Annotated in this window: 19 protein-coding genes; 15 read left to right on the top strand and 4 right to left on the bottom strand. The window is 60.0% G+C overall.

Translation table 11 applies throughout. The annotated features are described in order from the left end of the window. Positions 1-39: 39 nt before the first annotated feature. From QO005_RS20310 to QO005_RS20330, 5 genes are read left to right on the top strand one after another with little or no spacing between them, the layout of a single operon-like run. Positions 40-1,245: an ABC transporter substrate-binding protein gene (locus tag QO005_RS20310; protein WP_143124826.1), complete on the top strand. Its 1,206-nt coding sequence runs from the start codon at positions 40-42 to the stop codon at positions 1,243-1,245. A gap of 7 nt (positions 1,246-1,252) precedes the next feature. Then, entirely contained in the window at positions 1,253-2,116 is an 864-nt protein-coding gene (locus tag QO005_RS20315; RefSeq protein ID WP_143124825.1) for a branched-chain amino acid ABC transporter permease, read from the top strand. After that, positions 2,116-3,027, top strand: a complete 912-nt coding sequence (locus QO005_RS20320) for a branched-chain amino acid ABC transporter permease (RefSeq protein WP_307159831.1) — start codon at positions 2,116-2,118, stop codon at positions 3,025-3,027. The genes QO005_RS20315 and QO005_RS20320 overlap by 1 nt, the downstream gene beginning before the upstream one ends. Continuing rightward, positions 3,024-3,488 carry a GAF domain-containing protein gene (locus QO005_RS20325; protein ID WP_143124823.1) on the top strand — a complete coding sequence of 155 codons (465 nt, stop codon included), beginning with the start codon at positions 3,024-3,026 and terminating at the stop codon, positions 3,486-3,488. Before QO005_RS20320 ends, QO005_RS20325 begins: the two co-directional genes overlap by 4 nt. Positions 3,489-3,510: 22 nt before the next feature. Then, entirely contained in the window at positions 3,511-4,734 is a 1,224-nt protein-coding gene (locus tag QO005_RS20330; protein WP_307159832.1) for a metal-dependent hydrolase family protein, read from the top strand. A 250-nt stretch (positions 4,735-4,984) separates the two neighbouring features. On the opposite strand, the gene QO005_RS20335 is transcribed toward QO005_RS20330, so the two are convergent. After that, positions 4,985-5,959 (bottom strand): sugar-binding transcriptional regulator, encoded by a 975-nt coding sequence (locus QO005_RS20335; RefSeq protein ID WP_307159833.1) that lies wholly within the window; start codon positions 5,957-5,959, stop codon positions 4,985-4,987. 130 nt (positions 5,960-6,089) lie between these two features. Here QO005_RS20335 and QO005_RS20340 point away from each other — a divergent pair, with 130 nt between their 5' ends. The 9 genes from QO005_RS20340 (at position 6,090) to QO005_RS20380 (ending at position 16,393) form a co-directional block, all read left to right on the top strand. Then, positions 6,090-7,037 carry a sugar ABC transporter substrate-binding protein gene (locus QO005_RS20340; protein WP_307159834.1) on the top strand — a complete coding sequence of 316 codons (948 nt, stop codon included), beginning with the start codon at positions 6,090-6,092 and terminating at the stop codon, positions 7,035-7,037. 101 nt (positions 7,038-7,138) lie between these two features. Then, positions 7,139-8,650 carry a sugar ABC transporter ATP-binding protein gene (locus QO005_RS20345; RefSeq protein ID WP_307159835.1) on the top strand — a complete coding sequence of 504 codons (1,512 nt, stop codon included), beginning with the start codon at positions 7,139-7,141 and terminating at the stop codon, positions 8,648-8,650. Then, on the top strand, positions 8,647-9,639 hold the full coding sequence (locus QO005_RS20350) for an ABC transporter permease (RefSeq protein WP_307159836.1): 993 nt from the start codon (positions 8,647-8,649) through the stop codon (positions 9,637-9,639). Before QO005_RS20345 ends, QO005_RS20350 begins: the two co-directional genes overlap by 4 nt. Before the next feature lie 35 nt (positions 9,640-9,674). Next, positions 9,675-10,703: a thiamine pyrophosphate-dependent dehydrogenase E1 component subunit alpha gene (locus QO005_RS20355; RefSeq protein WP_307159837.1), complete on the top strand. Its 1,029-nt coding sequence runs from the start codon at positions 9,675-9,677 to the stop codon at positions 10,701-10,703. Beyond that, positions 10,703-11,677 carry an alpha-ketoacid dehydrogenase subunit beta gene (locus tag QO005_RS20360; protein ID WP_307159838.1) on the top strand — a complete coding sequence of 325 codons (975 nt, stop codon included), beginning with the start codon at positions 10,703-10,705 and terminating at the stop codon, positions 11,675-11,677. The genes QO005_RS20355 and QO005_RS20360 overlap by 1 nt, the downstream gene beginning before the upstream one ends. Then, entirely contained in the window at positions 11,674-13,275 is a 1,602-nt protein-coding gene (locus QO005_RS20365) for an acetoin dehydrogenase dihydrolipoyllysine-residue acetyltransferase subunit (RefSeq protein WP_307159839.1), read from the top strand. The genes QO005_RS20360 and QO005_RS20365 overlap by 4 nt, the downstream gene beginning before the upstream one ends. 74 nt (positions 13,276-13,349) lie before the next feature. Next, positions 13,350-14,855, top strand: a complete 1,506-nt coding sequence (locus tag QO005_RS20370) for an FGGY-family carbohydrate kinase (protein WP_307159840.1) — start codon at positions 13,350-13,352, stop codon at positions 14,853-14,855. Next, positions 14,852-15,622 (top strand): SDR family NAD(P)-dependent oxidoreductase, encoded by a 771-nt coding sequence (locus QO005_RS20375; protein WP_307159841.1) that lies wholly within the window; start codon positions 14,852-14,854, stop codon positions 15,620-15,622. Before QO005_RS20370 ends, QO005_RS20375 begins: the two co-directional genes overlap by 4 nt. Positions 15,623-15,637: 15 nt before the next feature. Continuing rightward, positions 15,638-16,393: an SDR family NAD(P)-dependent oxidoreductase gene (locus QO005_RS20380; RefSeq protein WP_307159842.1), complete on the top strand. Its 756-nt coding sequence runs from the start codon at positions 15,638-15,640 to the stop codon at positions 16,391-16,393. A gap of 302 nt (positions 16,394-16,695) precedes the next feature. Here the strand turns inward: QO005_RS20380 and QO005_RS20385 are convergent, their stop codons facing one another. The 3 genes from QO005_RS20385 to QO005_RS20395 are packed head-to-tail and all read right to left on the bottom strand — an operon-like array spanning position 16,696 to position 18,496. After that, complete coding sequence (locus tag QO005_RS20385) at positions 16,696-17,841, bottom strand: site-specific integrase (protein ID WP_307159843.1); 1,146 nt, start codon at positions 17,839-17,841, stop codon at positions 16,696-16,698. After that, positions 17,838-18,242: a type II toxin-antitoxin system VapC family toxin gene (locus tag QO005_RS20390; RefSeq protein ID WP_307159844.1), complete on the bottom strand. Its 405-nt coding sequence runs from the start codon at positions 18,240-18,242 to the stop codon at positions 17,838-17,840. The genes QO005_RS20385 and QO005_RS20390 overlap by 4 nt, the downstream gene beginning before the upstream one ends. Then, positions 18,239-18,496 (bottom strand): type II toxin-antitoxin system VapB family antitoxin, encoded by a 258-nt coding sequence (locus QO005_RS20395; protein WP_307159845.1) that lies wholly within the window; start codon positions 18,494-18,496, stop codon positions 18,239-18,241. Before QO005_RS20395 ends, QO005_RS20390 begins: the two co-directional genes overlap by 4 nt. A 190-nt stretch (positions 18,497-18,686) precedes the next feature. Here QO005_RS20395 and QO005_RS20400 point away from each other — a divergent pair, with 190 nt between their 5' ends. Then, a complete protein-coding gene (locus tag QO005_RS20400) occupies positions 18,687-19,820 on the top strand; it encodes an RHE_PE00001 family protein (protein WP_307159846.1) in 1,134 nt (377 codons plus the stop codon). Positions 19,821-19,845 lie beyond the last annotated feature (25 nt).

Here is a 19,845-nt window from a genome sequence, read left to right on the forward strand (position 1 = left end):
AATAAGGTCAGCAATCAATCAAAGAAGAGGGAACAACGCATGAGCAGCTTCACATTCAGTCGCCGCGGTTTCATGGGCGGCGTGGCCGGCCTCGCCGCAACTGGTCTGGTTCCGCACACCGTCATGGCGCAGGACAGCCCCATAAAGATCGGCGCCTTGACGCCGCTGACCGGTTCTGGCGGCCCCTATGGGCCCGTGATGGTCAAGGCCATCAAAGCGGTTGCCGGCGAGGTCAACAAGGCCGGCGGTGTTCTGGGACGCCAGATCGAGATCATCTCTGAAGACGACCAGACGAACCCGGAAGCCGGCGTCCGCGCCGCTCGCAAGCTGGTTGATGTCGACCGCGTATCCGCCATTCTCGGCACCTGGGCCTCGTCTGTCACGACTGCGGTCGCACCGATCTGCTGGGAATCCGGGACACTGCTGGCCACCGTTTCCGGTGCCGATGCCATCACGGCGCTGCCGCATCAGGGCTACATCATCCGGACCCAGCCGACGACCATCCTTCAGGGCCGCAAGTTCGGCGAATTCGCGGTCGAGCAGGGCGTCAAGAAGCTGTTTTTCTTCTCGCCGCAGACTCCGTTTGCAGAAAGCCAGTTCTCCAATATCACGAAGGCGGTGAAGGCTGCCGGCGGCGAAACGAAATCGCTGATTTACGACGACAAAAAGCCGTCCTATCGCAGCGAAGTCGATGAGATGCTCGCCTATGGTCCGGATGTCATCGTGCTGGGCGGCTATGCGACGGATACCGCGGTCCTGCTCAAGGATATCTTCCGTTCAGGATACGAAGGCAAAAAGATCGCCTTTGCCTATTCCGTCAATCAGAAGCTCATCGACAGCGTTCCCGCGGAGATCGTCGAAGGCATCTTCACGATTGCGCCGTCGCCCGCCGAATCCTCCAGCGCCTACAAGCGCCTGGTTTCGCTCATCGACGTCCAGAACCCCGACCCCTACACCACACAGGTCTACGATCAGGTCAATCTTGTGATCATGGCCATTGCCAAGGCCGGTGCCGCCGACGGCAAGTCGATCCGCGACGCGATCCGTTCGGTCTCTCAAGCCGAGGGCGGTGCTGTTGTCGACAATGCCGTCGAGGGTCTGAAGCTGATCGCCGCGGGCAAGCCGGTCAACTATCAGGGCGCGTCCGGTCCATGCGATTTCACGGCCTCCGGCGACATCTCCGACAGTCAGTTCCGGTACGAACAGGTCAACGGCGGCAAGCTCAAGCTCCTGAAGATCGCGTGAGGCATTGATGACGATCGTGGCGCAGGCAATACTGAACGGAATCATGACGGGAATGCTGATCGCCATTCCCGCCCTTGGCCTCACGGCGATCTTCGCCGTGCTGCGCTATGTCAATTTTGCCATAGGGGCCTATGCCACGGTCGGCGCTTTCGCAGCCTGGTATGTCAATACGAGGTTCGGGCTTGGGGTATTTCCGGCCGCGCTGGTCGCGTTTGTTGCCGGCGGCGTGGTCGGGCTGATTGCGGAGCAGACGGCGCTTGCCCGTCTGCGTCCATCCGGCGCGCTTGCCGTCGCGATCGCCTCGATCGCCGTGAATCTCATTCTCGAGAATGTGATACGGTTTATCTTCGGGAATGATCTTCAGGGTTTCGATTTGCCGATCGCCCGGGACTGGCGGTTTGCAGGCCTCCGGTTCGGGCCGCAACAACTGCAGACGGCAACGCTTGCTATCGTCATCATGGCGGTGGTCTTTCTGTTCCTCCGCTTTACCCGGTTTGGCAAGGCCATGCGGGCCGTTGCCGACAATCCCGATCTCGGCAGGCTTTTCGGCATGGATCCGGCCCGTATCGCGATGATCACCGTGGTGCTCGGGGCGGGTCTTGCGGGGGTTGGCGGCGTGCTGCTCGGACTCGATACCGCCATCGACCCGATGACCGGCTCACGCCTGTTGCTGTCGATTTTTGCAGCAGCGGTGCTGGGTGGGCTCGGTTCCATCCCCGGCGCCGTGCTTGGCGCGGTGATGATCGGCGTCGGCGAGGAACTGGCGGTGCTGGTTCTACCGGCCACCTACCGCTCGGCGGTTGGTTTTGCCACTATTCTCCTCATCCTGTCACTGCGTCCCGCGGGCATTCTGGGTGAAAGGAATACCTGATGCTGTCCTATCTTATCTTCACCCTGACACTCGGGGGCATCTACGCGCTCTTGGCGCTCAGCCTTAATCTGATCTGGGGCGGCGTCGGAATGGTCAATCTCGGCCTTGCCGGTTTCTTTGCCGTCGGTGCCTATGCCTCGGCGCTGGTGGCGCTGGCCGGCGTTCCGTTGCCGATTGCCATGCTGCTCGCCTGCCTGATCGGTGCCGCTGCAGGTCTCCTGGCCACGTTTGCGACCATTCGCCTGCGCGGTGACTATCTCGCCATCGTCACCCTCGGCTTTGCCGAGGTGGTGCGCATGGTGGCGCTCAATGAGCGATGGCTTACCCGCGGTTCGGATGGCGTATCGGGGATACCCGCGCCTTTTCGTGCCGAGCTTGGCGTGGACGGTTTCAACCTGCTCTACCTTGCGCTGGTCAGCGTCATAGTCCTCGGCGTGTTCCTGACGTTGCGCCGTCTCGATCTGTCGCCATTCGGGCGCGTGCTGAAGGCGATCCGCGAAGACCAGGAGCTCGCCACCTTCGCCGGCAAGTCGGTAACCCGCTTCAAGATGCAGACCTTTGCGCTGTCGGCCGCGATTGCCGGTCTGGCGGGCGCTCTTTACGGTCATTTCCAGACGTATATTTCGCCGGATCATTTCCAGCCGCTGATCACCATCTATATCTTCCTCGCGGTGACCGCGGGCGGCGTGGGCCGGCCCGTCGGGGCACTTGCCGGTGCCTATCTCGTCGTGTTCTTCCTGGAGGCGACCCGTTTTCTGGGTGAGCTCTTCACCGTGCTCGAGCCGGGGCAGGTGGCCGCAATCCGCGAAATTCTCGTCGGTCTCGCGCTGCTCTGTGTTCTGCATCTGCGCCCGCAGGGCATCCTGCCCGAACGTATCGCCCCCGCACCGAAACCGGAGACCTCAGTGTGAAGGAACTTCTGTCGACGCTGAGCGCGACCGGCCAGCCCGCGACGCTCTATAAGGCACTCGAACAGGCCCTGTCGAAGGACATTGGCTTTGGCCTCTTCACCCTGCTTTATCGCGATGGGGATGAGGTGGCCCGCGTCTATTCCAGCAACGAGACCGCCTACCCGGTGTTCGGCCGTAAACGAATGGGGCCGACCCCGTGGGGCGAGAGGGTCATTGACCGGCAGGAAGCCTTTCTCGGGCCGGACCCGGCAGCCATTGTCTGGGCCTTCTACGATCACGAGCTGATTTTCAGCCTCGGACTCGGGGCCGTCATCAACATTCCCGTCGTCTATGATGGCGAGACCATCGGCACGATGAACCTGCTCGACAAAAGCGGCGCCTATACCGAGGTGCATCTTGCCAAGGCGGCCGCCTACGCGCCTTTGCTCATCCCTGCCTATCTTGAGGCGCGCCGCGCCTGAACACATTCCCAGGACACATTTTATGACAAACATTCTCTTCGAGAACGCCCGTATCGTTGACGGCACCGCCGATCGCCCGAGTGATCCAGTCAACGTGCTGATCGAGGGCAACACTATCCGTGATGTCGGCGCCTCGCTCTCCTGCGTCTCCGCCGAGCGCATCGATCTCTCCGGCAAGATCCTGATGCCGGGCCTGATTGACGCCCATGTCCATGTGGTCGCCTCGACGGCCGATCTTGGCCGCAACGGCCAGCTTCCGGATCCGCTCGTCACGGTGCGCGCCTTCAAGCTGATGGGGGAGATGCTCCATCGCGGCTTCACCACGGTTCGCGATGTCGGCGGTGCAACTTCCGGACTGGTTGCCGCTGCACTGGAAGCCTCCTGGCCGACGCCGCGTCTCAACATTTCCGGCAAGGCTTTGGCTCAGACAGGCGGCCATTGTGATTATCGCGGTCCCTACAACGACGATCCGGTGCGGCTCCGCAACTTCCCGCTCGGCGCTCTGGGCCGTATCGTCGATGGTGTTCCGGATGTTCGCCGCGCCGCCCGTGAGGAGATCAAAAGCGGTGCCAACTTTATCAAGATCATGGCGAACGGCGGCGTATCCTCGCCGACCGACCCGATCCATTTTCTCGGCTTTTCCCGAGAGGAACTGCTGGCCGTTGTCGAGGAAGCGGAAAATGCCGGCACCTATGTCTCCGCGCATCTCTACACTGACCAGGCCATTCGCCGCGCGGTCGAATGCGGTGTGCATTCGCTCGAGCATTGCAACCTGATCGGCCCCGACACCGCGAAGCTTGCCGCAGCGAGGGGAGCTTTCGCCGTTCCAACGCTGGTCACCTATGACAAGCTTTCGAGCGAAGGGGAGGCCATGGGGCTGCCCGCCGCATCGGTTGCCAAGGTTGATGATGTGCGCCTTGCGGGCATGGAATCGCTATCGATCATGCGAGAAGCCGGCCTGCAGATGGCGTATGGTAGTGACCTCTTGGGCGGCATGCATGTGCACCAGTCGGAAGAATTCGTTATCCGCGGCCGGGTTCTACCAGCCATGGAGGTAATCGCTTCCGCAACCTACGTCGCGGCGCGCCTGCTTAGGATGGAAGGCAAGATCGGCACGATCACCGCCGGTGCTTTCGCCGACCTGATCGTGATCGACGGCAATCCTCTAGAGGATCTGACGCTTCTTACACGTCAGGGCATGCACATGCCGATGATTATGAAAGACGGTGCCTTCATCAAACGCTGATCATCGGTCTTCATCATCAGTCCAGAATTGCGTCCCGCCTCTTGCCGGACGTGACAGGTTGGGTTCTGTAGTGTTGCCTCAGCACGACAGAACCATTCTTTCTACCCATTCTGTTGGTTGGTGGACCCGCGAGAGCAAATGCTCTTGCGTATAATCGGTGGAACAGCAGACACAAGGACTGCCTGGGCAATACAGACGGTAGACTGTCAGTGCTTGAACACATACCTACTTGCCGCGGTAGGACACACAGTCATTTTCCGATAGTATCCAACCCCTGCGCAGCATCTCCATCGATGATCAAGCCGTTGACTATCCCGCTGCGTAACAAGGCTCGAGCTGCGATTGCCTTTTCTTCACCGGCTATAAGAAGCACGACTTTTATCTTTCTAAGTTCGGCCATTCCGACTGCAATCGTTCGCTCACTCAACCTGTGACTGACTTCCTGGCCATTCGCATCGAAGAAAATCCCGTTGGTATCTCCAATCGCTCCGGCCTCCCGCAGGCTCTCAAGCTCTGCCTTGCTGATCATGCCTTGCAGCCTCAGCAGTGACCGTTCGGTCAACTCTCCAGCACTGATGAAGCAGACCGAAGCAGAATGAGCGATTTCCATAGCCTTCATCACCGAGCGCTGCGACATGAGTACCTTTCGGTCTTCAATACTGTCTGCAATGAAGGGAACGGGTAGAAAAAAACCTTCCCCGCCGGTGCGCCGTGCAAGGCTATGAACCACTTCGAACGGGTTGTAGGCATTGTTCGCCGTCAGTGAACCCATCATGGAGATGAAACGGGCGTGCGGGGCTCTCACACCTGCAAGTTGAAGCGTCATCTGTTCGATTGTACGTCCCCAACCTGTTCCCACGGTTATCTGATCCTGCTCGATCAACAGCTTCTTGAGATAATTGGCAGCAGCCACGCCAACGGCCCGGAACGCGATCTGCTGTCGAACTTCGGAACCAGTGTCTGATCCAGTGAAACCAAAAGCCGGTGTTGTAATGCAGAAATCCAGGCCAAAGCGTCGCTCCAGCTCTGTCTCTAGCGGCATGGTGCCTGCGCGCTGGTGATCGATCGAGATGCTGACCAAGCCCGTCTCCCGCGCCTCGGACAGCATCTTGTTCACACGGGCGCGCGTCAGCCCCAGCCGCGAGGCCGTCATCTCCTGGTTGAGGCCGCCGACATAGTAGTACCAGGCCACGCGCACCATCAGGTCGTCGTCATTCTCGCTCAAAATCCTTCCTCCCTGTGACAAATGTAATTGTAGTTGACAAATGTAACGATGTGAATATCACTAATGCCATTCGCGTAGGGAGCGCGAAAAATTGGGCGGGTCAATCTCATACCCGCGAGGAGGATCAGCAATGTCTATGTTTTTCCGGAGGACGGCATTCGCCGCCGCCGCAGGCCTTCTGTTGAGTTTTGTAAATGCTCAGGCCACCAACATCGCCTGGGTTCATTCCAATGCTGCCGCCCAATCCGAACAGCGGGTAAAGGCTGGCTTTGACGCCTGGCTCAAATCCAGCGCCAAGGACTGGAAGGTCAGTGTTCTGGATAGCGGCGGCTCTGGCGAGCGCACAGCATCCAACCTGCAGGACGCAGCGTCGCGCGGCGTCGATGCCATCATCATCACCATGGCGGATCTGCGCGCCTCGCGGGCGGCGATCGATGCGGCCGTCAAGGCGAAGATCCCGATCATCACCGTCGACAGCGGTTACGTGACGGGCGTTCTGGCCGACATCACCACCAACAACTGGGCCATGTCCGCCGATGTATCGCCCTATCTGCTGAACGAACTTGGCGGCAAGGGCAACATCATCTTCCTGCGCATGGCCGAACACCACGGCACCCGCAAGCGCGGTGATGTGATGGCGACGATCCTGAAAGAGTACCCCGATGTGAAGGTGCTGGCCGAGCACAACATCAAGTACACTGCCTTCTTTGAAGATACGACGACGACCATGCAGGACTATGCATCGCGCTTTGGTGACAAGATCGATGCCGTGTGGGCACCATGGGATGAGCCTGCGCAGGCTTCGATCAATGCGCTCAAGGCCGCTGGCCTCACCAAGGTGAAGGTCATCGGTATCGACGGACACCCAAATGCTGTTGCCGAAGTTTGCAAGCCGGACGGCATGATGATTGCCACCGTTTCACAGCCCTTCGAGAAGATGGGCGCACAGGCCGGTCAGTGGATCGAGGATATCGTCGTCAAGAAGCAGGACGCAGCCAAAGTGATACCGTCCAAGACTGTTTATCTGGATGCGCCGTTGGTTACCAAGCAGAACTGCAAAGACTTCCTGCCCAAGTGACTCTCACGTCGTAACCAGGCGACCGGCTGGCCCGGCCGGTCGCACCCCTTTCGCCTCGTGTGCTTCATGCCGCGTGGCACCGTTGAAACGGAGAAGATGGGATGTCGGTCAGGCTCTCCGGAATTACCATGCAATATCCCGGTACGCGGGCGCTGGATCATGTGGATGCCGATTTCACCTTTCATGAGGTGCACGGCCTGATCGGCGAAAACGGTGCGGGTAAAACCACCCTTGTCAGCATTCTCGGCGGCAGCAGGCAGCCGACGGAAGGCGCGCTCTATATCAACGACGCGAAGGCCGAACTGACAAGCGCGGGCGATGCACTTCGCAAGGGCATTGCGCATGTTTCCCAGGAAGGCAGCCTCGTCGCCAGCCTTTCCGGTGCACAGAATATTCTGCTGGGCGACGAGCCTCGCAACCGGCTCGGCATCATCGACAAGCGCCGCCTGGAAAAGCGGGCGGCGGACCTCATGGCCCACTGGTTTCCTGACGTATCCATCGATCTGTCCGAGCCGGTGGAGTATCTGCCCATGGCCGATCAGAAGGTGATCGAGATCGTTCGTGCGCTGCGCGGCGATATCAAGCTTTTGATCCTTGATGAGCCAACGGCAACACTGCCGGCCCGCGAAAAGGAAAACCTCTGGCGCATCATCCGCTCGCTACCCAAGCGCGGCGTCGGCGTCGTGCTGATCAGCCATTTCCTGTCGGAAGTCAAAGCGCTGAGCGACCGCATTACCGTGCTGCGCGACGGGCGGCACATTACCACGCTTCCAGGCTCCGAGGTGACCGAGGCACAGCTGGTCGACCTGATGCTGCAGCGAAGCGGCCAGACGGTGAGCCAGCAGGCCACCGATGAAGAGCGCTCTTTCGGCCCTGTGGTCCTGCAGATTTCCAACTGGAAAGTTGGTGGTATCGAGGTTGATGGTTTAAGCCTCCGCGAAGGCGAAATCCTGGGTCTGATTGGGCTGACGGGGGCAGGGCATTTCGGGTTTGCACGCTCGCTCTACACGGGCGAAGGTTTCATTTCCGGTACAACGCTCTTTAGAGGCAAATCCGTTTCCAATCTCAGTGCACGGATCATGAAGGCCAATGGCGTGGCCTTCATTCCCGACCAGCGGATGGAAAACTCGCTGATCGGCGATTGGGATGTGCGGGAAAACCTTGCCATGGTGCATCCGGCCCGCGGAGCGCTCGCTAAAACCGGCATACTGTCTCCTGCCCGCGAAGAGACGCATGCCCGCAATGCCATGTCGCTCTTCAATGTGAAGGCACATTCCTCCGCCCAGAAGATCAAGGATCTGAGCGGTGGCAATAAGCAGAAGGTGTCAATCGGCAAGTGGCTATACGGCACGCCGGATCGTTATAACCTGATGATCTTCGTCGAGCCAACCGAAGGCGTGGATATCGGCGCAAAGCGCGAAATCCACCGTCATCTGAAGCGAATGGCGTCAGAAGGGGCGGCCATCATCGTTGCTTCTTCGGACCTCATGGAAATTGCCGAGATTTCCGATCGCGTCATCCCTTTCGTTTCCGGCAGGGCAGGCTCCGAAATCGACAGAGCCGCCTTCTCCGAAACCCGTTTCATCGCAGCCATGGCAGGAGTGACATCATGAGCGCGCAGGCACGCCCAGCGGCAGAAATTCGTCCGCACGCAACAGATAAGGGCAAGAGCCAGTGGCTGCTGAAATACAGCACGCTGATTGCTCTGGTTATCCTGTTCCTTGGCTTTTCCCTGACGGTAGACCGGTTCCTCACCACCTCCAACCTGCTGAATATCGTGCAGCAGATATCCATGCTGACCATTGTCGGTGCGGGCTTGACCTTCGGCTTCGGCGCGAAGGAGATGGATCTTTCGGTCGGCTATACCGTGGGTTTGACCGGCATTCTGGTACCGCTGATGCTGATTTCCGGTGTGCCGCTGCCGCTGGCGCTTCTGGGTGGCATTGCCGCTGGCTTCGCCGTCGGCGCTGTGAATTCAATGCTGGTAACGCTCATCGGCATTCCGTCGCTTATCGCAACGCTTGCCACTGGCTCCATCCTTTACGGCCTGAACTTCATGACAACGGGTGGCCGTGCGATCTATGGCGGTCTGCCGGACACCTATCTCTGGCTTGGTCAGGGGCAGCTTCTCAGTATTCCAGTTCTTGCCTATGCCATGGTGCTCTTCGTGTTCCTAGCCTGGTTCCTGATGGAGCGCACCATTTTTGGTCGCTACATATATGCGGTCGGCGGTAACCTGAAGGCGGCTGAACTTTCCGGGGTCAACGGGCGCTTTTATCGCTCGGCAGCGCTTGTGGTGTGCAGCCTGTTTGCCGCCGTGGCAGGCATGCTGCTCGCAGCACGCCTCGGCTCCGGCCAGCCAAATGCGGGCGAGCGCTACCTGCTTGATGGCCTGGCCACCGTTTTCATCGGTATGACCATGATCCGGCCCGGAACCGCTACCGTCATCGGCACTTTCTTCGGCGCACTGTTCATCGGTGTCATCAACAATGGCCTCAACCTCATCGGTATGGATACCTACATCCAGAGCATCGTGAAGGGCCTGATCATCCTTGTGGCTGTCGCCATCGTCTCCAGAACCACCAAGCTTCGGCTTCTGTGATTGCGACGCGGCCCAGTTCAATTCGGAGTACCTCCATGAACCTCAAACCCAATACCAATCTCAGCAGTCTTTATCGCACCATGCGGCGCATCCGCACCTTTGAGGAGCGTGTGGGAGAACTGTTCGTTCGTGGCCAGTCAGCTGGCTCCATGCTGCATCTTTCCATCGGCGAAGAATCAAGTGCCGCGGGCGTCTGCGCGGTCATGAAGCCGCAGGATACTTTTACCACGCACCATCGAGGCCACGGGATTTTCCTGGCACGTGGTGCGGACCCAAAGCGGATGATGGCGGAAATCGGCGGCAAGGAAACCGGATACTGCCACGGCAAAGGCGGCTCCATGCACATTGCCGATATGGCGCTTGGCCATCTGGGCGCCAATGCCATTGTCGGGGGCGGTATCCCGGCAGTGGTCGGTGCGGGGCTATCGAGCAAGCGTCTGAAGCAGGATTCCGTGTCCGTCGCCTTCTTTGGTGATGGCGCAATGCAGCAGGGTATTCTCTATGAAAGCATGAATATGGCAGCGCTGTGGGATCTGCCGGTTCTCTTTGTCTGCATCAACAACCAGTACGGCATGGGCACGCGCATCGATCAGGCCACGCGCAATACCGCGTTTGATCAACGTGCCAAGGCGTTTGGCCTCAACGGAACCGTCGTCAACGGTCTGGACGTAGAGGAAGTGCAGGCCGCCGCCCGCTGGCTGATGGATGAGGCGCGCAATGGCAAACCCGGCTTCCTGTCGGTCGAAGTCTATCGCTTCTTCGGTCATGCACGCATGGACAAGAGCCCCTATCGCGATGAGGCGGAGGAGATCGAGGGCCGCAAGAAGGACCCCGTCCTCTTTGCACGGAACAAGCTGATCGAGACGGGGCTGGAAACGGAACCGGCGCTGGACGAGACAGACCGTACGATCGCTGCCGAAATGGACGCGACCATCGATTTCACGGTCGAGTCCAAGGCACCGCAGCTCAACACCATGTTCCGCGATGTCTATGCCGTGGGGGAACCGGAGCCGGAGCCCGTTCGCACCCGTATTGACCGCGTTCTAGCCAGGGAAGACATATAATGGCCGCGATGACCTACAGAGACGCCCTGCGTCAGGCGCTGGATGACGCCATGAACGAAGATCAGAGCATCGTTGTCATGGGTGAGGAAGTGGGCCGCTATGGCGGGGCCTATGGCGTTACCAAAGACCTGATCAAAACCCACGGGCCGGAGCGGCTGATCGATACGCCGATTTCCGAACCGGCCATTATCGGCGCTGCGGTGGGTGCTGCCATGACGGGTTTGAGGCCGGTTGCCGAACTCATGTATATCGACTTTCTCGGCATGACCATGGACCAGCTGGCCAATCAGGCGGCCAAGATCCGCTACATGTTCGGCGGGCAGATTGGCGTGCCCATGGTGCTGAGGACGCAAGGTGGAACCGGACGCTCAGCCGGTGCGCAGCATTCGCAAAGCCTTGAAGGCTGGGTCATGCACACGCCGGGACTTCGCCTTGCCATGCCGGCCACCGTGCAGGACGCCTATCACCTTCTGCGCCAGAGCCTGACCAAGCCGGACCCGGTGGTCTTTATCGAGCACAAGGCGCTTTATACCCGCAAGGAAGAGGTGGATCTGACTGCCGAACCGCTGCCCTGGGGCAAGGCCGCCGTGCGCCGCGAGGGTGGGGATCTGGTCATCGTGACCTATTCCCGGCAAGTGATCTATGCGCTGGAGGCGGCAGAAAAGCTGGCGGCCAAGGGCATCGAAGCAACCGTTATCGACCTTCGCACGCTCAATCCGCTCGATTTCGATACGGTTCGCCAGCATGTGGAACGCGTCGGAAAGGCCATGGTGGTCAGTGAAGGGGTCATGACCTCAGGCGTGGCGGCAGAGCTTGCGGCGCGCATTTCCGAAGAATGCTTCGATTTTCTGGAGCAGCCGGTGGTGCGGGTGGCAGGTGAGGACATTCCGATTTCCGTTTCGCAGGAGCTGGAATCCGGCAGCGTGCCTTCCACATCGCTGATTGCAGAGGTTGCGGAGAAGATGCTGTCATGAACGAGCGACTTCTCAAGATGCCGCGTCTCGGGGAAACCATGGACGAGGGCAAGATCGTCGGCTGGTTGATCAAGCCGGGAGACAGTTTCAGCCGTGGCGATCCGATCATCGAGATCGAGACAGACAAGACCGTGGCGGAATTTCCCGCATTGGGAAATGGAAAGCTGACGGAAATTCTGGTCGATCTGGATCAGACCATCGAAGTGGGAACACCGATTGCCCGCGTAGAGCTGGGCGAGGGGCCGGACTGGACACGCGAAGAGGGCGAAGAGCCCGCACCCGAGCCTGCCGCAGCTGCTGGCGTGGAAGTGGATCTGCCCATGCCGCGCCTTGGCGAAACCATGGAGGAGGGGCGTCTTTCCAGATGGTTGAAGCAGCCGGGAGAGCACTTCACGCGTGGCGAGGCCATTGTTGAAATCGAAACGGACAAGACGCTTGCCGAATTTCCGGCCTTGAGCGATGGCGTTCTGGTGGCACTTCTGCGCCACGAAGACGAGATGGTGACGGTGGGCGAACCCATTGCCCGCATTCTCGTTCACCAGGCGGATGCGCAGGGCGAAACAGCGCAGGCCAAACCCGCACCGCAAGCTGCTTCGTCGCAGGCCGCCACACCCACACCTGCCCCACAGCGCACCGCATCTGGCTCTGAGAAACGCAGGGCAACGCCGCTTGCGCGTCGTCTTGCCCGCCAGCACGGCATTGATCTGCACGGCATCACCGGCACGGGCAGGCGCGGGCGCATCGAAAAGGAGGATGTGCTGGGGCTGGAGCGGAATGCGCAGGTGACCCCAATCGCAGCGTCAGCCAGGGATGGCGTGCAGTTTCTTTCGCTGAAATCCGGGCGGCTTGCCTATTCCGATAGCGGCGGTGGAGGCGAAACCTATCTTCTGCTGCACGGCTTTTCGGGCGACAGAACCACCTTGGCGACCACCATTTCCGCATTGCAACGGGCGGGCAAGCGCGTGATTGCGGTGGATTTGCCCGGTCATGGCCTGACGGAAATCGAGGCGAAGTCTGGCGAAGACCTTTCTCGCGATTTGCCTGAGTTCATGCAGGCTCTACACCTCAAGCGGCTTCATCTTGTTGCGCATTCTCTGGGGGCGGTGGCTGCGGTTGATCTGGCGCTGTCAGGGCCGGAAAGCATTGCTTCCCTGAGCCTCATTGCGCCTGCGGGTCTGGGCAGTGAGATCGATAGCGAATTCATCCGGGGCATGGCGGCTGTTTCTTCCAAGGGGGAGCTGTCGCATCTTCTGCGCAGGCTCTCGGTCAATGATGTTGCGCTGTCGGATGCTGCCTTGAAAACCTTGAGCCAGCAACTCGGTCAAGGACGTCTCAAGGCTCTCGCAGAGGCTATCAACGGCGCTTCCGGCCAGCGTGTGGATATCATCGCCGCGCTGCAAAAGCTGGTGACCTCGATACCCGTCAAAGTCATTTTCGGCCTTGAGGATCGCATCATCCCGTGGAGCCAGGTCAAGGCGCTACCGCCGCGTGTCGCCATCCATCTTCTCTCGCGTTCAGGCCATATGCCACAGTGGGATCAGCCGCGTGACGTTCAGGACATCCTGCTTTCGTCCACAAGGGCGGGAGGTGGATTGTGACGCGGTAGGCGCCAAGGCGCAGAGTAAATTTTGAGACTTGGCACCCGGGAGGAACAAGGGTGCGGGAGGAGATAATGGGTTACTTTCTGACTGCTGACGGCGGCACCGAGAGCCTGCGGGCGCGTGTCTATGATTTGACAGGCAGCTGCCTTGGTAGCGTCGCCGTGCCCTATGAAACGCGCTTTTCGGCGGGAGCCCGGGCCGAACAGGACCCGGAAGACTGGTGGAAGGCTTTCGTGCAGGCATCCAAGGGTGCGATTGCGCAAGCGCGTGTTTCGCCTTCCGACATCGAGGCCATTACGCTTGCGACAACCAGCTGCACTGTCGTGGCGCTGGATGAAAACGGAAAGGCGCTACGCCCCGCGATCATCTGGATGGATGTGCGCGCCAATCGCGAAGCCGATGCGGTTCTGGCAACCGGCGATCCGGCGCTGATCCTCAATGGTGGCGGGCGTGGTCCCGTTTCTGCGGAATGGATGATCCCCAAGGCGTTGTGGATCGCCCGAAACGAGCCCAAAATCTTCGAAAAGGCTCATACGATCTGTGAGTATCAGGACTTCATGACCCTCAGGCTGACGGGAGAGCGGGCCGCCAGCCTGAACAATGTGACGCTGCGCTGGCATTATCAGGTTGAACACGGCGGCTGGGCGAAGTCGCTGGTGGAAAGCCTTGGTCTTTCGGCGCTGCTGGAAAAATGGCCGCAGCGCGTGGTGCCGCCCGGCGGCGTGATTGCTACCTTGAGCCATAAGGCCGCGCAGGAACTCGGTCTTTCCCCCTCCGTCAAAGTGGTGCAGGGCGGGGCCGATGCATTGATCGGCATGATCGGGCTTGGCGTGGCAAAGCCGGGGCAGCTTGCCTTGATCACCGGCTCGTCTCATCTTCAGTTCGGCGTCACCGAACAGGCGGTGCATGCGCCCGGCATCTGGGGCACCTATCGCGACTGCGTCTATCCGGGCCGCTATATTGTGGAGGGTGGGCAGACCTCGACCGGTTCAATCATTGCCTGGCTCGGTCGTTTGATGAACGGCACCATGGATCTGGCGGAACTCAACCGCAAGGCCGCCGAACTGGAGCCGGGATGCGATGGCCTGATCGTGCAGGATCACTTTCAGGGCAATCGCACACCCTATACCGATCCGCTGTCACGCGGTGCGATTGTCGGCCTCACCCTTGCCCATGAGCCGCACCACATTTTTCGTGCCATCATGGAGGGCATCGGCTTCGGCACCCGCGCCATTCTGGATGCCATGGCAACTGCCGGGTATCGCGGCACGGAAATCACGGTCGGCGGCGGTGCAGGCGCATCGGATCTCTGGCTGCAAATCCACGCGGATACGGCGGGTCTGCCCGTCTGCGTTCCCGCCTCGCGGGATGCGCCCTCCGTCGGGGCGGCGGTTCTTGCCGCCCATGGAGCGGGGCATTTCCGCTCCATCGATGATGGTATTGCCGCGATGGTTCGTCCGGGAAAACGCATCGAGCCACGTACCCGCGAGATGGCGCTCTATAACGACATCTACCAGCGCTATCTGGCACTTTATCCCGCACTGAAGAGCGTCGCAAACGCTGGGGTTCAAGCATGAGCGACGCAGATTTCCGGCTGGATGGCAAGACGGCGCTGATAACGGGCGCAGCGAGAGGCATCGGCCTTGCCATTGCCCGGCGACTTGCCGAGGCGGGAGCTGCGGTCATTCTGGCCGATAGGGATCAGCATGAAGGCGAAAGCGCAGCGGGCGAGCTTCGCGAACTGGGTTTTACCGCCCGCTTCATGACCCTCGATGTTATACGGCGCGCAAATGTCGAGGCGGTGGCAGGCCAGCTGGAAAGTGAGGGCATTGCCCTTGATGTTCTGGTCAACAATGCAGGCATCGTTCGCAATGCGCCCGCCTCAGACATGAGCGTCGAGGATTGGCAGCAGGTGATCGATATCGATCTCACCGGCGTGTTCCATTGCGCGCAGGTGTTTGGCCGCCGCATGGTTCAGGCAGGCAGAGGATCGATCATCAACATCACGTCGATGTGCGGCGAAATCGTCGTGCAGCCGCAGCCGCAGATTTCCTACAATGCGGCGAAGGCGGGTGCCAACCTTCTGACGAAATCGCTGGCGGTGGAATGGGCAAAATCGGGCGTGCGCGTCAATGCCGTGGCCCCCGGTTATACCGCGACAGAGCTGACCCTGCGTGGCCGCAGCAATCCGGAATGGTTCGCCGCCTGGATGGCGGGCACGCCGATGGGGCGGCTGGGCGAGCCGCGCGAGATCGCCAATGCCGTTCTTTTTCTTGGCTCACCTGCTTCAAGCTTCATCACCGGCACTGTGTTGGCGGTGGATGGTGGCTATACCGCACTCTAGAAAAGGATCACGACGATGACAGCAACCAGCAGAACCGTTCTGGTGACAGGCGCAAGCCGTGGCATCGGGCGTGCCATCGCCCTTGGGTTTGCCAAGCGCGGCTATGACGTTGCGCTGAACGATATCGAGCGCCAAACCGAAGCTCTAGGGGATGTCGCCAGAGAGATCGAAGCGCTTGACCAGCGTGCCGTCATCGCGCTGGCCGATGTCAGCCGCAAGGCGGAGGTACAAGCCATGGTCGCCAAGGTCGAAGCCGCCCTCGGCCATATCGATGCCATTGTCAACAATGCGGGCATCCTGATTTCCGGCAGCGTCGAGGGGCTGAAGGAAGAATATTGGGATAGCGTTCTCGATGTAAACGCCAAGGGCACTTTCCTTGTCATTCAGGCGGCACTCCCCGGCATGAAGGCGCGCGGCTATGGCCGCATCGTCAACATCGCCTCCATCGGTGGAAAACATGGGGCACCGGAGCAGGCGCATTATTCCGCCTCCAAGGCAGCCGTCATGGGCTTTACCCGCGTGCTGGCGCAGGAAGTGGGCGTGGATGGCATCACTGCCAACTGCGTGTGCCCCGGCATTATCCTGACCGATATGGGCCGTGTAAACCTTGATGATCCAGAAATCCGCAAATCCTGGCAGGACAAGACAGCGCTCCGGCGTATTGGTGACCCCGAGGATGTGGTGGGTGCGGTTGCCTTTCTGGCCTCGGATGATGCGGCCTTCATCACCGGCCAGACGCTCAATGTCGATGGCGGCATTGTCCTCAGCTAAGGGGCTAGAACTCGGCTCCGATCGGATCTCATTTCAAAACAGATCGGGCAGAGGCGGCTCAGTCCTGTGAGCCTTGCGAGCTGCCCCTGTTGGCTTGAGTAGCGAGAGTTTGGCGGCGAGATGGAAAACTGCTCACTGTCCATTACTTTAATGACGGAAGCGATCGCGAACTTTACATCGCAGTGTGAACATCGCTTGGGACACCTAACCCTTCAACCAGCCGATCTATAAAGTCTGATGGTCAACCGCTTCAATTGCGCATTGTCTATAGCTTCCGCAACACCCTCACGAGACAAGGCAGATCAATCGAGCATCCTCGACGCCCTGCCACTGCGTCGGGTTGCGCTGTTGTAATATTCCGAGGCCTGCTGGACGGAGCGATGACGCGACTGCTCCATCGCTTCCGGTAGGGGAATGCCGCGATTGGCGGCTTCGGTGAGATAGCCGGAGCGAAGGCCATGGGCGGAGAACTCTCGTGGATCGAGACCAGCCATGGCGGCGCGCTGCTTGACGATGTCGGTGACGGCCTTGGGATCGAGCGGGCGCCGGGACAGATTGCCCCAGCGATCGATGGCTCGAAACACGCTGCCTTTGTCTATCCTGCCAGCCTTTAGCCAGGCATTCAGCGCATCGACGGGACGACCGGTGAGGTAGACGACCTCGTCGCTGTCGGCACCACTCGTCTTGGTGCGTCCCAGATGGATGGACAGCGAGGGCAGGGGAGATGAGCCTTCGAAAGGGATCGGATCTTCCGGAGTGAGCTGTTCCTTGCGCAGCCCCGCCACTTCGCTGCGACGACGACCGCCGGAGGCGAAAGCGACCATCAGGATCGCCTTGTCTCTCACATCGCGCAGGCTGTCGGTGCGACAGGTCGCGATGAGTTTTGACAAAATGTCTCCGGTCACGGCCTTTGCACTTTTGCGCTTCCTCGGTCGCGGCGTCGCGCGCACGGAGAGCCGGATTGCGGACTTCAGGGCAGGGGAGGCGAAGGCACCCTGTAACCCCCGCCACTTGGTCAGGGTAGACCAGGTCGCCAGTCGCCGGCGAACGGTATCGGATGCGTGGGGGCCTACTGTTCGCAGGAACCCCTGGATGCGCAGCTTTTCCTCGACATCCGACGGCATGCCGTGGGCCGGATCTAGAAGACGCTTTTCCGGATCCCATAGGTGATGGGCGACAAACTTCAGAAGCAGTGCTTCTGATGCAGGCCACGGCAGAGAGAGCCCCGTTGAAGCAAGCGACCATGCCTGCAGATAGGCGAGATCGGAAGTCAGCGCCCGCAGCGTGTTGGCACCCATGCCCTCATTGACCAGATGGCGCAGCGTCTCGACATCCTGATCGGTCAGAAGCTCGGCAAGTTCGTCGCGACGTTCCATGGGCAGAACAGCGGCGATTGTGTCGAGGTGCTGGACGCGGCGATCAAGAGCCCTGTCGTGAGCCTCCGTCATGTGATGGAAGATGCCGGGTGCAGTTTCAGGTCGGTTTGGGAAAAGTCGCGGCCCTTGAAAAGCAGCGGTGCTTTGGCCACGGCGGCGACTGCGTAGGAGAAACAATCGCCCATGTTGAGGTTAGCCGAATGGCGGCCTTTACCGTATCGGTCTAGCGCGGATTCAGCCTCACGATAGTGCTTCTCGCTGAAGGCGATCGGCATGATATTTGGCGCGTCAACGAACCGGGAAACAATGTCAGCTGCATTGGAAAAACGTTTAGCTGTCAGAACCGTTCTGGTTTCGAACAGAGTAGGCCAGCCGATCACAATCTCTTCTTGCCGTAGGACCGACTTGAATGCTTCTGCTTCCGGCTCCTCAAGGACGATTGCGACAAGAACCGAGGTATCGATCACAATCATATAGGCAGACCATTTTCATCATAAAGATCATCATGCGCAGAGGTGGTGCCAGCCGGAACATTGTGGCGGCCTTCTGCTGCAAGCTCCCATACGGCATCCAACGGGTGCTTTTTATCCTGCTGCCTCAATTCGACATCATAACGCTCCAGCGCAAGTTCAACGAGGCGGTTGATCGGCTGGCCGGTCCGGCGGGAGAGTGCATGGGCCAGATCACGGGCCTTGCTGCTGCGGATGGAAAGTTGGGGTTCGGACATGGTGTGCCTCTTCAAATGGTAGCTTCAACATAGTGCCTTCCGCGCAAGATAGCAAGAAAACGACTGGTGATGGCTAACCATCGATAAGGGTTACTTATCGGGGGCGATTGGTCGCGTTGGAGACGCCACCCAGTGATGGATATTAAATCTAAGATAGCGTTCGCTTAGCAAATCGTTTACCATAAAATCAATGGCTTACGATCTTTCGAAAATCAGCATGGCAGCCCTGATGCGGCCGGCTTTCGACGCCGGCATCGCGCTCACCCGTCTCGACGAGCGCATCGCCCGTTCTTCGGTCGGCGCCGGTTTTCTTGAGCGGCAAAATTTCGTCGATGCCTGCGCGTCGCTGTGGATCGACGGCGAACTTGTTCACCTCGAAGACCTCGTCCTTCACGACGCGTTTCGCGATACCCGCACCCCAACCCACGAACTCACCATCGCTCGCGACGTGCTGCGCACCCGCCGGCGGATATCTGGGCAGTCGCCCGACTGGGCTCTGTCCGCAGACGGTATGCGAAACTTACGACAAACGTCGGACATCAATCCAATCGGCACTGAAGCTGTGGCGCCCGCCGGCGTCATCAGGACCGCGGTCGCCGTCGACGCGGAAGGGGAGGGGGATGATGGTGACGAAGCCAAAGACCTACCTGGCGTCGACCTAGCGGCCATCGATGCAGTGCTCGCCCGATCGGAGGCGGCGATCGAGAGCGCCACAAGGCCCGGCCGTGCCAGCGCTGCGGCCGAAAAAGACCCGCTCGTTTATGATCTCGACTGGGACGAGGATGCCCGACTCGACGAATGGCGCGGCGTGCTGCGCCAAGCCGAAAACTTGCCGACGGTGCTGCAGGCGATCATCGCCCTCGATGCCTGGAACGAGCTTTCGGTCCTTCAGCACGCACCCTGGCTCGGCCGACTGTTTGCCGCCTCGATCCTGCGCCAGGCCGGCATCACCACCGGCGCCCATCTCGCGGCCATCAATGTCGGCCTCAAAACCCTTCCCGTGGATCGGCGCCGCCATCGCGATCGCGAAACCCGGCTGCTCACCATCGCTCACGGTTTTTTGGCGGCCGCCGAGATCGGCATGAAAGAGCATGACCGGCTGACGCTGGCCAAGACGATGATGGATCGAAAATTGGAGGGGCGGCGAACCTCCTCAAGATTGCCGAAGCTGGTTGAACTGGTGATGGCAAAACCGTTGGTATCGGCCGGGATGGCGGCGAAAACGCTCTCGGTGACGCCGCAGGCGGCGCGGCGGATAGTTGCGGAGCTCGGCCTGAGGGAGATGACCGGGAGGGGGAGGTTTCGAGCATGGGGGGTAGTTTGAGCGCTTAAAAAAATTCAACGATTGC

The sequence above is a fragment of the Allorhizobium paknamense genome (assembly GCF_030815125.1).
In the GTDB taxonomy this organism is placed as follows: domain Bacteria; phylum Pseudomonadota; class Alphaproteobacteria; order Rhizobiales; family Rhizobiaceae; genus Allorhizobium; species Allorhizobium paknamense.